Source organism: Aquificaceae bacterium (genome assembly GCA_037722135.1).
Lineage (GTDB): Bacteria > Aquificota > Aquificia > Aquificales > Aquificaceae > Pampinifervens > Pampinifervens sericum.
Window position 1 is genome coordinate 1 of sequence record JBBKAW010000095.1, and the last position, 13434, is coordinate 13434.

At 39.9% G+C, this 13434-nt stretch carries 14 protein-coding genes; 3 read left to right on the top strand and 11 right to left on the bottom strand.

Annotation, left to right across the window (positions count from 1 at the left end; translation table 11 throughout):
* The first annotated feature begins 194 nt into the window (after positions 1-194).
* Positions 195-641, top strand: a complete 447-nt coding sequence (locus tag WKI49_06435) for a hypothetical protein (GenBank protein ID MEJ7622123.1) — start codon at positions 195-197, stop codon at positions 639-641.
* Entirely contained in the window at positions 638-1378 is a 741-nt protein-coding gene (locus WKI49_06440; protein ID MEJ7622124.1) for a tRNA (adenine-N1)-methyltransferase, read from the top strand. Before WKI49_06435 ends, WKI49_06440 begins: the two co-directional genes overlap by 4 nt.
* Here the strand turns inward: WKI49_06440 and rsmG are convergent.
* From rsmG to WKI49_06495, 11 genes are read right to left on the bottom strand one after another with little or no spacing between them, the layout of a single operon-like run.
* On the bottom strand, positions 1348-1947 hold the full coding sequence (rsmG, locus tag WKI49_06445; protein MEJ7622125.1) for a 16S rRNA (guanine(527)-N(7))-methyltransferase RsmG: 600 nt from the start codon (positions 1945-1947) through the stop codon (positions 1348-1350). The two genes, WKI49_06440 and rsmG, sit on opposite strands and share 31 nt — an antisense overlap.
* Complete coding sequence (locus WKI49_06450) at positions 1926-2513, bottom strand: SCO family protein (GenBank protein MEJ7622126.1); 588 nt, start codon at positions 2511-2513, stop codon at positions 1926-1928. The genes rsmG and WKI49_06450 overlap by 22 nt, the downstream gene beginning before the upstream one ends.
* On the bottom strand, positions 2510-3823 hold the full coding sequence (locus WKI49_06455; GenBank protein MEJ7622127.1) for a HAMP domain-containing sensor histidine kinase: 1314 nt from the start codon (positions 3821-3823) through the stop codon (positions 2510-2512). The genes WKI49_06450 and WKI49_06455 overlap by 4 nt, the downstream gene beginning before the upstream one ends.
* Positions 3807-4487 (bottom strand): response regulator transcription factor, encoded by a 681-nt coding sequence (locus WKI49_06460; protein ID MEJ7622128.1) that lies wholly within the window; start codon positions 4485-4487, stop codon positions 3807-3809. The genes WKI49_06455 and WKI49_06460 overlap by 17 nt, the downstream gene beginning before the upstream one ends.
* Complete coding sequence (locus WKI49_06465) at positions 4468-5886, bottom strand: hypothetical protein (GenBank protein ID MEJ7622129.1); 1419 nt, start codon at positions 5884-5886, stop codon at positions 4468-4470. The genes WKI49_06460 and WKI49_06465 overlap by 20 nt, the downstream gene beginning before the upstream one ends.
* Positions 5883-6455, bottom strand: a complete 573-nt coding sequence (locus tag WKI49_06470; protein MEJ7622130.1) for an ADP-ribosylation factor-like protein — start codon at positions 6453-6455, stop codon at positions 5883-5885. The genes WKI49_06465 and WKI49_06470 overlap by 4 nt, the downstream gene beginning before the upstream one ends.
* Positions 6439-7578 carry a lipopolysaccharide assembly protein LapA domain-containing protein gene (locus WKI49_06475; GenBank protein MEJ7622131.1) on the bottom strand — a complete coding sequence of 380 codons (1140 nt, stop codon included), beginning with the start codon at positions 7576-7578 and terminating at the stop codon, positions 6439-6441. The genes WKI49_06470 and WKI49_06475 overlap by 17 nt, the downstream gene beginning before the upstream one ends.
* Positions 7575-7916 (bottom strand): ribosome silencing factor, encoded by a 342-nt coding sequence (rsfS, locus tag WKI49_06480; GenBank protein ID MEJ7622132.1) that lies wholly within the window; start codon positions 7914-7916, stop codon positions 7575-7577. Before rsfS ends, WKI49_06475 begins: the two co-directional genes overlap by 4 nt.
* Complete coding sequence (bamD, locus tag WKI49_06485) at positions 7903-8796, bottom strand: outer membrane protein assembly factor BamD (GenBank protein ID MEJ7622133.1); 894 nt, start codon at positions 8794-8796, stop codon at positions 7903-7905. The genes rsfS and bamD overlap by 14 nt, the downstream gene beginning before the upstream one ends.
* On the bottom strand, positions 8789-10147 hold the full coding sequence (locus WKI49_06490) for an Rne/Rng family ribonuclease (GenBank protein MEJ7622134.1): 1359 nt from the start codon (positions 10145-10147) through the stop codon (positions 8789-8791). The genes bamD and WKI49_06490 overlap by 8 nt, the downstream gene beginning before the upstream one ends.
* Positions 10148-10156: 9 nt before the next feature.
* Positions 10157-12964, bottom strand: a complete 2808-nt coding sequence (locus WKI49_06495; GenBank protein ID MEJ7622135.1) for an AAA family ATPase — start codon at positions 12962-12964, stop codon at positions 10157-10159.
* 18 nt (positions 12965-12982) lie between these two features.
* Between WKI49_06495 and WKI49_06500 the strand changes: the two genes are divergently transcribed.
* The coding region (locus tag WKI49_06500) for a lipoate--protein ligase (protein ID MEJ7622136.1) at positions 12983-13434 on the top strand (452 nt) is incomplete at its 3' end.

A 13434-nucleotide genomic window follows, 5' to 3' on the forward strand; every position in this document is an offset into this window, starting at 1 on the left:
ATACCCTTGCCTAAACTTAAATATTCTAATCCTATAGACCTTTTGTCAAGAGACTGTCTATAAACCTCTTAGCTTCTGCCTTAGGGTCATTGAAAACATTTACCCAGAAGCTGTGTCTATGCCAGCCATCACATAGAGAGCTTTCTTTTCTTTTTGTCGTTAAGCGTAATATGCGTTATTATAATAACTCTATTGTGATATGGTTGCTTATCCTTTTCTTTATATTCCACGCATATGCACAAGATTGTCCGCTTCTTAAAGTGAGATACCTTGCCTTAAAGGAAGATATGATATACGAGGACCTTATGCGAGAGGCGGAAAAGCTCATAAACGTGTTCTGTGAGAAGGGAGATAAAAAGGCAGGAAGGTCTGCAGACAACATACTGCAGGCTCTTGAAAACATAAAGTTTCCAGAAAGCTTTGGAAAGGACAAAGTAGTAGCCAGCAAAAGACTAAGAAGGGCTTCCCTTCTTCTAAACGAAACCGCAAAATACTCAAGGAAATACCCTCAGATATACGCATACCAGCTTCTTTTTTACCAAGTTGCCAGAGAAAACTACAGGGTTGGAGACTACGAATATGCTCTAAAATACTCTATTGCATCCTACAACCTTGGAAGGGCTATACTGGAGCTAAGATGAATTTTAGAGAAGGAGATTATATATTGTTGGTTTGCGAAGATAGAAGGTACCTCAAGGCACTAACAAAAGATTTTAGCCTAAACTACAAGGAGAAGGTAATAAGGTTTGAAGATATAGTGGGAAGAGAGCCAGGATATTCCGTTAATGGCTTTTATGTCCTCAGACCTACTCTTGAAGATATAATCCTGCTCGGCTTTCAGAGAAAAACTCAGATAGTATACCCAAAGGACAGCTTCTATATAGCTTTTAAACTTGGACTTTCAAAGGATAAAAGGCTTCTTGAGTTTGGTGTAGGAAGTGGTGCATCCACTGCGGTTTTTTCTCAGTTGGTAGGTGAGGTCTGGGCTTATGAAGTAAGGGAAGAGTTTTATAAGCTTGCAAAAAAGAATTGGGAAAGGTTTGGTCTTTGCAAGAATGTAAAGCTTGAAAACCTTGACTTTATGTCCGCAGAGTTGGAAGATAACTTCTTTGATGCGGTTTTTGTAGATGTGAAAGAACCAACCTTATATATACAAAAGGTTTGGAAAGTTTTAAAGTATGGTGCACCCTTTGCCACTATCCTTCCTACAACAAACCAAGTAAGCAACCTCCTTAAGTCAATGGAAAACCTTTTCTGCAATGTGGAAGTTTTAGAGATACTTCACAGACCCTATAAGCCTAACCCAGATCGCCTTAGACCTCAGGACACTATGACCGCCCATACAGGCTATCTTGTTTTTGCAAGAAAAAGGATGTAGCTCCTAATGTCTGTGAGCTCTATCTTGCAGTGGTCGTATCCCTCAAAAGGTTCTGCACCCCTCATAACCACTATGTATCTATTGGAAAGCCTTTGGAGCAGAGGTAGTATCTTTTCAGTTTTTCCAAGGGCTCTGCAAACCACAAGGTCAAAGTTTTCTTGAACTTTTTGAGCTTCCTTGCATAGCACTCTATATTCAATTCCGAGTTTTACCTTGAGATATTCCAAAAAGGAACACTTTTTTGCTACCGCTTCTATCAAAGTCAAGTCTATCTTATCCCCGTAGTATATCTTAAGAGGCACTCCCGGAAAACCAGCTCCACTCCCCACATCACACACAGAAAGACCATCTATCTGTATAGCTTTTTCTCTTAAACACAAGCTAACGGTCAGCGAATCCACAAAATGTCTCAGGATTATTTCTCTTTCATCCTCTATAGCGGTAAGGTTGTGCACCTTGTTCCATCTTTTTAGTTCTTGTAGATAAATCTTGAATTTCTCTACCTGTTCCTTGGAGAGTTCAAAGCGGTTTCTGTAAAAGAGTTCTACTATGAGTTCTTCAATAGGAATTTTATATCCTCCGCCATCTTTTCCGGCTCTTGCTTTGCAGGTGTATAAAGAAGCTTAATTTTCATATCGGGCGTGATCAGATAGATGGTTGCAGTGTGGTCTATAAGGTATCCACCAGCAGATTCGCCTTCTACCTTTTTATAGTAGGCTTTGTATTCCTTTGCGGTCTTTTCTATTTCCTTCTCAGTCCCTGTTAGTCCTATGAAAGTAGGATTGAAATAAGGAACATAACCCTTTAACACCTCAGGTGTGTCCCTTTCTGGGTCCACGCTTATGAAAAGCACTTGGACTCTTTTTGCCTCTTCCGGCGTAAGGCTTTCCATAACCTTTGCCATGGTCTCAAGTGCCATAGGGCAGACATCAGGGCAGTGAGTGTATCCAAAAAATAGAAGCACTATCTTTTTCTGGTTTGTAAAGTCAGAAAGCTTTACCCTTTTTCCATCATGGTCTATAAGCTCAAAGTTGTAAGCTGGCTGGTCGTATAGATGACCATAAAACTCATGCTGTTTCTTGCAAGATGTAGCAAACAAAAACAGTAGAACCATAAGAATTGTTAATTTTCTCATAATTTAAAATTATAGCACAGGCTCACCCTTGTGCCAACCCCCTTTTGGCTTTCCACTTTCATACTCATACCACTTCTTTGGGCTATGAGTTTAACTATATAAAGTCCAAGACCTGAGCCTTCCTTGTCTACCGCTTCTCTATAGAAGAGCTCTCCTGCCCTTTCCGGATGCTCCATGCCAATACCTCTATCTTCAACCACCACACAGTGGTCTTTAAAATAGAGCCTTATCTCTTGTCCTTCTTCTGTGTATTTGTATGCGTTTTCTATTAGATTTCTAAGAGCCATCTTAAAGTATTCCTTGTCCACGTAAAGAACCACATCCTCGTCAAGATACTCTATGACAAATTTCCTGCGTCCTCTGATGAACTCATACTCCTCTTCAAGCTCTGCAAAGATCTGATTTAGACTTACCTCTTCTACCTTTAAAGGAACTTGAGACTCAAGCCTCATTATGGTAGTAAGCTGATTTATTAACTTTCCCATTTTTTCTGCCTGAAGCTGTATATTACGATACACTTCCTTTAGCTCCTCTTCCGTATATTTGTTTCTCTGCAAGAGTTCCGCTTGTCCCTTTATGTAAGTGAGAGGGGTCTTTAGTGCATGAGCCACGTTTCTTATAAATTCCCTTTGCCAAAGTATTATTCCTTTAAGTCTCTCTACCATACTTGCGTAAGCTTCTTCAAGAAGACCAAACTCGTCCTTTCTACTACTTCTTCTAATTTCCACATCAAGTTCCCCCTTTGAAATACGTTTTGAGACTTCTGTAAGATAAGCTAAGGGTCTTAACAGTGTGTTTATAAAGTAAAAGGCAAAAAGAGAAGCAGGTAATGAAATGGCAGTTAAAACTAAGGTGGTGAAGAATACTATCTGTCTTTCCACCTCCCTTATGCTATCCAGTTTTCCAAGTAGTATAAGATGATAATCTCCCACCCTTTTTACCATAAAAGCATATTTTTCACCTATTCCTTTATGCACTTTTATCATGTTTTGTATATCTTGAACTTTTACTTCTGGCATTTCTCCATCAAGAAAGCTCTCCATTTTAACTACCCTTCCCTCTACGTCTACAAGTATGCTGGCTATTTCTCTTGAAACTACGTCTTCCGCCAACAACTTCGCATAATAGTCTGGATTTTTGTAATAGTTTTTATAAAAGTCCAAAAGAGGATTGACCTGATACTCCATGTAATGAAGCGTGTACTTATAAAGTGTTGACCTTATTACCAATAGGCTTAGAAAAGACAATAAGACTACACTACCTAAGTATAAACCAAGAAAGAGCAGTATAGCCTTAAGCCTTACCGACATCCTCTTCTACCATCATATACCCATAGCCTCTAACTGTCTTTATTAGCTTGTGCTCCTTATCCTCTAACTTTGTCCTTATGTTTTTTATGTAAACATCTACCACGTTTGAAGCTTCTCCATAAGAATAGCCCCACACCTTTGAGTATATTTCCTCTCTGCTTACTGCAGTGTTTACCCTTTCCGCGAGTAGTCTTAGGAGTTTGAACTCTCTTTGGGTCATGGGTATCCTTTTACCTCTGTAGTATACTTCAAAGGACTTTAACTTAAGCTCCAACTCGCCCACCTTTAAAGTGTCTGGTCCTTCCTTTTTATATCTTCTAAGGACTGCACCGATTCTCGCCAAAAGCTCCTTAAAGGAAAAGGGTTTTGTTATGTAGTCGTCCGCTCCCGCAGAAAGCCCCTCCACCTTGTCCTCAATCTGCCCCTTGGCAGTTAGCATAATTATGGGTATATCCTTTACTTCCCTTATCCTCTTACAGACCTTTATTCCATCCATCTTAGGAAGCATAATATCAAGAAGCACAAGGTCATAGTCCTCTTCCAATATACGATTTACTGCGGAATAGCCGTCTCTTACCCAATCAACCTCATATCCCTCACGGCTTAAGCCATCCAAAAGAAGTTTGCCAAGGTGTTGGTCATCCTCAACGAGCAAAACCCTCATACCCGGGGAGCTTTAGATATTCTTCAACCTTTAGAATTTTTAATATATCCCTATAAGGTTGCAAGGATATTTCTAGCTCCCTTTCTAACCTATTATTACCAAGCATCCTGTAACTAAAGTCAAGAAGAAATTGAAGAAAATCAAGGACTTCTCTTTCATCTTTTGGTTTTCTTCTATAAACTATAACTCCTTCGTTATACTTAAGGAGGTCTGAAGATGCTAAATGAGAGAGTATTATATGGTTAAGGTGTCCCGCATATTTAAGAATTATACCGTATATGGTATTAATTAAGAATTGATGTATCACGTGCTGTATATTTTCCATTGGTTGGTATATAGCAATATCTATCCACTCTACCCTATCAACTGGTAAGCTTTTCACAAGCCTTAAGCCCTTTAAACCATCTTCTACAATGCCAATAAGATGCCCATCTCTGTATATTATGTAATTCTTAAACCCCTCTGAGTAGATGGTTATCATACCGGTCTTTGCCTCAATACCCATACCTACAAGTGCCTTTCCTAATTCCAAAAAGGAACCAGATAAGCTATTTACCACCCTTTCTTCAGAATGTTTCAGCGTTAACAGGTCAATGATATTTTCACTTACCTCTATTACATTTAGCACAGAATTATTCTTTGGTGCTAGGAAAAAGTCAAAGATTTCTGAATTACAAGGATAAACTGCAAACAGTTTACCCTTTTTGTAATATAGTTCAAACTCAAAATTTTCACCTATTATCTGGATAATGCCATTAGAATTATTAAAATGACAACTTTCTAAAAGTGTTATGAAGTTTACCTTTTCTGCTTCAATTTCCTTTACGAGATATTCTATCTTTACCTTTTCCTTTAGAGGTTCAGGACTATAGAACTGATCTATATCCAAATAACCGCCAGAAAAAAGAGACTTTAGTCTCCTTAGCTCTTCAACTAAGCTAGTATTTGAATTTACAAGTATTTGATATACGCTTTTACCGTTATAGAACTCAGCTTGCCCAAAATTTTTTATAACTTTAACCACAGCCATGGGTGTTATAACCCTTTCCATAAGGGATTTCAACTCACTGTGAACTAACTGAAGCTGGAGCACAAGCTCTTCTACGAAGAAAGGCTCTTTAAGTTCAAAAAACTTCTCTTTCTTACCCTCTCTAAAGGTGAAAAAGGCTTTTGCGTCTTCCATGAACTCAGAAAGGTGATAAAGAAGTGTAGACCTTTTGTTTTGTGTATTTACTTCCTCACTATCACCGAGCCTAAAACCTTTTATTAGCCCTTTATCTATGTATAAGGATACAACCCTTACACCAAGAAAAAGGTCAAGAGTTCCTACTCTGTTAGAAAGACATCCATTGAGAAGGTCCACAAGATCTTGCTTTGAATTCAAATATCCGGAAATCATAATAACATCCTTTCTACCTTTGATATTAGATAGTTTTCCAGAACATTAAAGGTTTCCAACACACCCTCACCCTTTATGGCAATTGCACAAACAGAAGGATGGTTATCAATGTTTATAGCCTTTTCCATCTCCCTACAGTCCATAGCGTTTGGCAGGTCAAGCTTGTTATACTGGATAACAACAGGAACACTTGAAGGGTCCTTGCCAACGCGAAGCAGGTCTGCCTTCAAAAGACTATAAAAGTTTATGTTTTCCTTTAACCTTTCCCTTTGAGAGTCCACAACAAACACTATTCCATCAACACCCCTAAGAACCGTAAGCCTTATATCTTTATATATGTCTTGACCAGGCACTGCGTATAATGCAAAGGAAAGGGTAAGGTCTCCAACCTTCACCTTTTTTGTAGCAAAGTCAAAGACAAGGGTTTTTTCTTCTTGTGTATCCAGCTTCATTAGACTAAGACCTTCCATTTCTGAGAGCTTTTCAAGGTTCGTTGTTTTGCCAGATTGGGCTACGCCGTAGTAAACCACCTTTAATCTTATGGTTTTTCGCTCAAGGTCCACCAGCATTTATTTCCCTCCTAAGCTTGATTTCTCCCCACCTTATGCACTTTACGCATATGGGCTTATATGTATTATAAGCTTTACCACAAGAACAGACAAAGGGTTTAAGAAGTTCCCTTATTCCAAACAGACAATACTTATCTTGCTCCTTGTGAGATTGAGAACTATAAAGAAGAGCCTTAAAAGGATTTGTAAGTCTTTCCTCTAAGGCTTTTGCCTTGCTAATTAAGTTAAGATGAAGGTATACCATGCAGAGAATATTCGGGTCTATGGATTCGGCTTTTGCATCAATGTCGTCAAGCAGTTTTGTAAGAGCCTTTTCGTCTTCCAGAAGGTTCCAAAGCACTTCTTCTTGATATCCCATAGATACAGCCTTTTCCCAAACTTTTCTGGCATCTTTTATCCTATCTTGAGAAAGAAGGTGTTTTATGTAAACTGAGTAAACAAAGGGCGACGGGTTTAAGTCAAAGGCTTTTTCTATAAGCCTTTCCTCTCCCTTTTTAAGGTAAACCATAGCCATTATTTCCGCCTTAATAGTCTTTTGCTTTTCCCTTTCCCATTTTTCACATAGCTGAAGAACTTTTTCTTGATACTCTAAAGCTTTTTCCCAGCTTTCTGAAATAGCATAAAGATCTCTAAGTCCCTTTATAGCCCTTAGGTTTTCTTTATCTTGTAAGAGTGTCTGATTGAATTTCTTTTCCGCTTCCTGCAGGTTTCCTTCCTTTAGCATAATCTCACCCACAATGGCTGAGGTTGTACTGTTGAAATTCTTAAGGTCTTCAAGCCTTCCTTGTTCGTGAATTGCCTTTGCCACAAGGGACCTTACTGGCTCAACAACTCTACCTACAGAAAGAAGCAGTCGTTCCGCCTTATTCAAGTAACCTCTTGAAAGCTCCCTTAACCCTTCCTCTATTCCATGAAGCTGTCTTTTTAGTATGGTAATCCTTATAAGAAGGTAAAAGGAAGGCAATAAAAAGCCAAAGGCAAAGGTGAAAAGCAAAAGCACAAACAAAGGCACGTTGTAGGTCATATGAAAGAAATGGATTTCCACATATCCCGCATTTTGAGCTATAAAAAGAAGAAAGGCTGTAAGGAAGACTATAAAGACAAGAAACTTTATTACGCTCATAAACTTACCCTCTCCGCGTTGGAGTAAAGCCACTCAAGGTCATAGTATTCTCTCCATTCTTTCTGAAATATATGGACTATTATATCAATAAAGTCTATGAGTATCCAATTAGCCTCTTCAGCCCCCTCCACATGGTCTGGTTTTACACCAATTTTTTCAAGTTCTTCCTCAAGATGCTTTAGAAGGGACCTTGCATGCACCGCAGAGTTAGCTGTCGCTATTATAAAGTAATCGGATATGTTCGTTTGTTTGGAAACGTCCAATACTACCACATCCTCTGCCTTTTTCCCTTCTAATAGATTTTTAATAGTTTTTAATAGCTCCTTACTGTCCTGCATACCTTTTAAGTTCTCTATAGTAATGATTTTCTCCATATACTTGCGCATATTTCTCAAGCAATCTTAAGCCTTCCTGCCTACTCATCTCTGCAAGGTTTTTCCATCTTTCTATTTCTCTATTTAAGAAGTCAATTCTGTTTTGGATGGCTCTTCTGTCCTCTTCGGATTTGGCAGACCTTAGCTCCCTTTTTGCAGACTCTATCCATTTTCTATATTTTGATTCCTGTCTCTTTGCTTGTTCCCTTACAAGTAGCAGAGATTTTATATACCTGTATAGAAGTTCCGCTTCTGGAATCTGCTCTGGGAAGTTTATGAGAAGGTTCCTGTATCTCAACGAGGCGGAGTAGTAATAACCGAAATCCTCATAGAACCTACCTATTAGGTATTCATGCTTTGCAATTTTTGTTTGGGCGTTGTTTATAAGCTCCCTGACTTTATCTGCGTAAGGACTGTTTGGGTATTTACTAAGAAACTCCTTTGCCTTGTCTATGGCTTTTAGGGTGTAGCTTTGGTCTCTATAGGCATCGGGTGCCACCTTCATGTAACTATCTACTACCATGAAGTAAGCTCTTTCTGCTTCTGGGCTTTCTGGATAATAAAAAAGATAGTCTTCGAGGTAAACTATGGCGTTTATGTAATCCTTTCTCAGATAATAGCTTTCACCTATGGTATACTTAGCGGATTTTATCTGCTCTGGTGTGAGGTTTTCCAAGTATTTTAGGGCTTCAGAGAGCTTTCTTATAGCTTCCTTGTAGTCTTTTCTGGCATAAGCGGACATGCCTTGAGAGTAGTTTTCTATTGCGAGTTTTTCCCTCTTCTCTTCAGTCATCTTTGCACAACTCACTAAAAATATAAGTAAAAGCGCTAATAGCCTACGCATGGCTTATTATATAACTGTTTATATTGACGTCCTCATCGGCACTTACTTGCACATTTACAAAACCTCTTTCTTTCAATTTCTTGTTTACAGACTCATATCTTATAGGGTGCACCTGCAGTTCAAGATTACCCCGAGAGTATATAGGGATGTCTTTCTCAAGCTCAAGCATAAGAAGAGCGGAGCTTTTTATATAGCCCTTACCAGAGCATACGGGACAGACTTCCGATAACATCTTGGTTACGCTTCTACCAGTTTTTTTCCTTGACATTTCCAAAATACCCAATTTAGTAAAGCCATATATAGTAACACCGCAGGCTTCCTTACCAAAACTTGAAAGCATGCTGTTTATTATAAGGTTTTTGTTTTCCTGTTTCTTCATGTCTATGAAGTCTATAAGAATTATACCACCTATGTCTCTTAGTATTATCTGTCTAACTATTTCCTTTACTGCTTCAAGGTTTGTCTTGAGTGCGTTCTCTTCATGACAGGAACCTAAGGGATCTCCGCTGTTAACATCTATTATGGTAAAGGCTTCCGTTTCCTCTATGACTATGTATCCTCCACTCTTGAGCCAAACCACCTTATTAAATATACTTCTGAGAGCTTCGTGGAGCTGGTATCTTTGTATATAACTGGATGGGTCTTTGAGGTAGAGGTTCTTTCTAAGGATGCTTGGTTCAAACTCCTCCAGAAAAGAGGCTATATCGTTCCATATTATAGTATCGTCGGAGACCACTTCCTCTATTTCCTGCCAATAGTCTCTTATAAGCCTTATATAACTCGGGTATTCCTCAAGGATAATCTGCGGTTTCCTTAGGGCTTTTGCTCTTTTCTGAACCCATTGCCATTGTTCTCTTAGCTTTTGCAGTTCCCTTTTTATGTCCTCTGGGTCTGCATGGACCGCAGAGCTTCTAATTATTACACCCTCCTCTCCTATATCTCCTTCCAAAAGTTTGCATAGGCTTTCCCTCCTTTCCGATTGCACTTTGCTGGAACATTTTATATCCTTTCCCTTGGGAAAATATACCAGATATTTACCCACTAACTTTATGTTTGTGGTCAGCTTTGCTCCCTTCTCACCTTCTGGCTCCCTCGCCACTTGCACTATAACACTGTCTCCCACTCTATAGCTTTCTCCCTTTAGGGGTAGAAAGGCATCTCTACCAATACCTATATCCACAAATACACCTTCCATGCCCTTTGCGAGCCTCTTGACCTTACCTTTGAAAATGCTATCCAAAAGTCTATATCCTCCTCTCCGTTCCGCACTTATTTTGTAAGTTGTGTCACCATCTATGAGAAAAGAAAGTATTAGTTCATCTGAAGACAAAACTATTAACCTCTTTGCCATTAACTTTTATTATACTCTTTCCACTATACTCTTTATTATTTCTCTCTCAAGGGGGGAGCTTACCTTTGGAAGTATGGTATCTAAAACCAATTCCTTGACCTTTGTGTATTTGTCAAGTCTTCTGGCACATCTTATTGTATCCCTTATGGAAAAAACAAAATCTACAGGCTCTTCAGATTGCTGAGTCTGATAGGCTCTGTATGCTTTTCTTATGCTGTTGGCGATTTTGAGGAGCTCAAAAATCTTCCATACACTGCCTTCAAGCTTCTCTTGGTCCTTTATAGGTGTGGTCTTTAGACCATTTATCACTGAATGCCAAAGATAGACAAACTCCTCAAGGGAAAGGTGCGAAAGCTCCCTAACGTGGTCTTTGAGTATTATTGCCTCGTCGGGGTGGTATATACCTCTATCGTCCTCAAAAGGAGGATAATCTATAAAAATTATGTCCGCCCTTGACTTGATATCCTGTGGAAGCTCTGATACTCCCAAGTAATTCTGAGGGTTCATACCACCTACAAGAATAACTTCTTTGTGTGCCCTTATGACCTCGCCTGTTGGTAGGGTAAGATATCTTCTGTAGTCAAAAAGCGGGTTAAAAAGTTTTACCATTCCTGCGGGTAGGGTATTTATCTCGTCAAAGTATATGACCGCACCTGGTGTTTGAAGTGCCTTTACGAGGTCTGAGTATACTCTTCTTGTGCCTCTTCTTGGGTCAAATTCGTATACAAAGGTAATGTCTTCCTTCTCCATCTTTGAGTTGCAGGGTATGATGTATAGAGGTCTGTTGGTGAGAGCTGAAAATACCTCCACTAAGAAGTTTTTTCCTACGCCTGCGTCTCCTTCAAGTATGAGAATGCCCTCAGAATACTTGAGCTGTTCCTTTATTAGGGAGGTAAACTTTTCTAAGTTCTTCACAAACCATGGTGTCTCTTCGTAAGATACAAAGAGGGGAAGTCTTGAAGGTTCGTATGAAAAGAGACCATTTAAATGTCTCAGATATCTCCTAATCCATAGTGGCAATGCTCTTAACTCTTCCTGTGGAATTAGGTTTGGGTATCTTTTAGGTTCTACCAGTAAGCCATCCTCTCTTTCAAAGGCTATTTTGGCAAATATCCTATCTCCTATAGGCAGTCTTTCTTCTACCCTTATCCTCCACTTTAGCCTTCTTACCTCTCCAGAAAACCTGGGAAAGTCTTCCGAACCGAAGATAACCCTTGAGTCTTCAAATTTTATCCTGTATCTGCTTAGCCTATCTTGTAGCAACCTTTCATGAAAAACCTTTAGAAGCTCACCTTGTGCCTGTTGACTTAGGGAGCTGGGAAGTTTGTTTATAAACTCTCTTGCCCTTTTGACCTCTTCAAGAGCTTCAAAGTCCCTCAAGTCTCCGCTTTCAACTTCACTTATAGCCTTTCTTACTCTTTCTAAGTGCTCCCGCAGAGCTGTCTGAAAGTAGTTTTCAAGGCTTTCCTTTAGCTCTCTTAGCCTCTGAGCTCTCTCTCCTTCTTCTAACTTGAGCTTTGACTCTAAGCTTCTTAGGTCTTCCGCATCTGCCTTACCTTCTCTTATCTTGTCCTCTAAGTTTTTTAAGAAGGCGTTAAACTTAGCTTCCTCTATGTGGAGCTGTGCCTCAAATATTATCTCTCTGAGCTTTCTTATGGGTAAGTCCATAGAAAGTAGCCTTCTGTATTCTTCAATTTCCTGATGCTCTGAAAAGTTGCTTGTCCTTTTAAGTTTGTTCTTTAGAGCCTTTAGCTCCTCTTCCGCTCTCTTAACGATTTGAGCCTGCCGGTCCTTGTCGTATACAAAGTCTGTCAAGTTCGTGGTTATAGCTCTAAGGCTATAAAGTCTTTTGTCGTCTTCATCCTTATAGGTGCAGGTGTATATAGTTCCGTCGGGAGATACCCTTACCACGGAGTAGCCAAAACCCTCAAAGCTCTGAATAAACTCAAGGTTAGGAAGATACACAAGCCCCATTCTGTTTTCTTCCGCATCCGCAAGAAACAGAAAATCACCATCCGGTGATAGGTCAATTTGAGATATGTTTATGGGTGTTGTAATACTATGAAGGAGTCCTTCAAGCTGTAGGTCGTAGACATAGAGGTGGTTTCCTTCCCCAAGAATTAGCCTATCCCTTAGTGGTAGGACCGCCTTGCCTGATGCGTGGTCTAACCTTCTAAGGAGCTTTCCCCCAAGGTCATAGAGGGCTACACCCCTTGTGCCAGACAAAAGTAATTTCCCACTTCCTATAAACTTCAAAGACCTTAGCTCTCCTATCTGGGCTTCTGAGTAAGAGAAAGTGCTTCTAAAGTCTAAACCTTCTGAGCCAAAACCTCCAGAGATATCTATCACATACACCCTATCCCCTACAACACCGTAGGCAAGGAGATTTCCATAAAGGTCAAGACCCACAGATGCTCTTATGCCTTCTTGTGTAGTCCTAAAACTTTTCCATGTCTGAGGGTTTCTTGCATCTTCAAGAAGGTAAACTACCAAGTAAGGTGGTGTTATAAGTGCAAGGTATCTTCCCCTAAAGAGGGCGTCGGTGATTACCTGTGCGGGTGGTCTTGAGGGTAGCCTATGGATCTTACCCTTCCAGTCGTAGAGCTGTAAAAGCCCATGCCTTCTGCCTACAAGAAGCCAATACCCATCCTCGGACACGTCCATAGCATCTACCCAGAACTCCTCTATGCGTGCATCTGGGTCCTTTTCAAGAAAATCCTCAGGATTTAGCGTGAGCTTTCCCTTAGGGGTCATAATACTAAAAGCCCTGTCCTCTTCCTTCTCTCTTCTGCCCAGGAACTTTTGTATAAAACGCATAACTTTAAAATATTAAGCATGGAAACTCAAAAAAGCTATGATTTATCTTATGTTGAAGCCCTCAAGGGTGTAGAAAACATGCAAAGGGACTGGGAAAACCTCCTACTTGCGGAAAGCACTGGAAAACCTACTTTCAGACTTTACCAATGGCAAGAGCTGACCATAAGCATAGGATATTCACAAAGAGAGCCTAACATATCTCTTCCGGTGGTAAGGAGACCTACGGGAGGAGGTGCTCTTCTTCATGGCTGGGACTTGTCCTTTTCCTACGCAGGGCTTAGGAAGGATTGGGGTTGGAGCTTTACAAAGGTCTATAAAAACTTTATGGGTCTTATCTTGGAAAGCCTTAGGAAGTTAGACCCAAAGTTTGAAATGAGTAGATACAAAGGAGGCTACGAAGACTATTTTTGCTATTTTTATCCAACACTTGGAGAGATAACCTATGAGGGTAAAAAGGTATTAGCCTGTGC

Bases quoted from the DNA above. Each gene is read 5' to 3' on its own strand.
- WKI49_06440 (MEJ7622124.1), top strand. From the start codon at position 638: ATGAATTTTAGAGAAGGAGATTATATATTGTTGGTTTGCGAAGATAGA.
- WKI49_06450 (MEJ7622126.1), bottom strand. From the start codon at position 2,513: ATGAGAAAATTAACAATTCTTATGGTTCTACTGTTTTTGTTTGCTACA.
- WKI49_06455 (MEJ7622127.1), bottom strand. From the start codon at position 3,823: ATGTCGGTAAGGCTTAAGGCTATACTGCTCTTTCTTGGTTTATACTTA.
- WKI49_06460 (MEJ7622128.1), bottom strand. From the start codon at position 4,487: ATGAGGGTTTTGCTCGTTGAGGATGACCAACACCTTGGCAAACTTCTT.
- WKI49_06465 (MEJ7622129.1), bottom strand. From the start codon at position 5,886: ATGATTTCCGGATATTTGAATTCAAAGCAAGATCTTGTGGACCTTCTC.
- WKI49_06470 (MEJ7622130.1), bottom strand. From the start codon at position 6,455: ATGCTGGTGGACCTTGAGCGAAAAACCATAAGATTAAAGGTGGTTTAC.
- WKI49_06475 (MEJ7622131.1), bottom strand. From the start codon at position 7,578: ATGAGCGTAATAAAGTTTCTTGTCTTTATAGTCTTCCTTACAGCCTTT.
- rsfS (MEJ7622132.1), bottom strand. From the start codon at position 7,916: ATGCAGGACAGTAAGGAGCTATTAAAAACTATTAAAAATCTATTAGAA.
- bamD (MEJ7622133.1), bottom strand. From the start codon at position 8,796: ATGCGTAGGCTATTAGCGCTTTTACTTATATTTTTAGTGAGTTGTGCA.
- WKI49_06490 (MEJ7622134.1), bottom strand. From the start codon at position 10,147: ATGGCAAAGAGGTTAATAGTTTTGTCTTCAGATGAACTAATACTTTCT.
- WKI49_06495 (MEJ7622135.1), bottom strand. From the start codon at position 12,964: ATGCGTTTTATACAAAAGTTCCTGGGCAGAAGAGAGAAGGAAGAGGAC.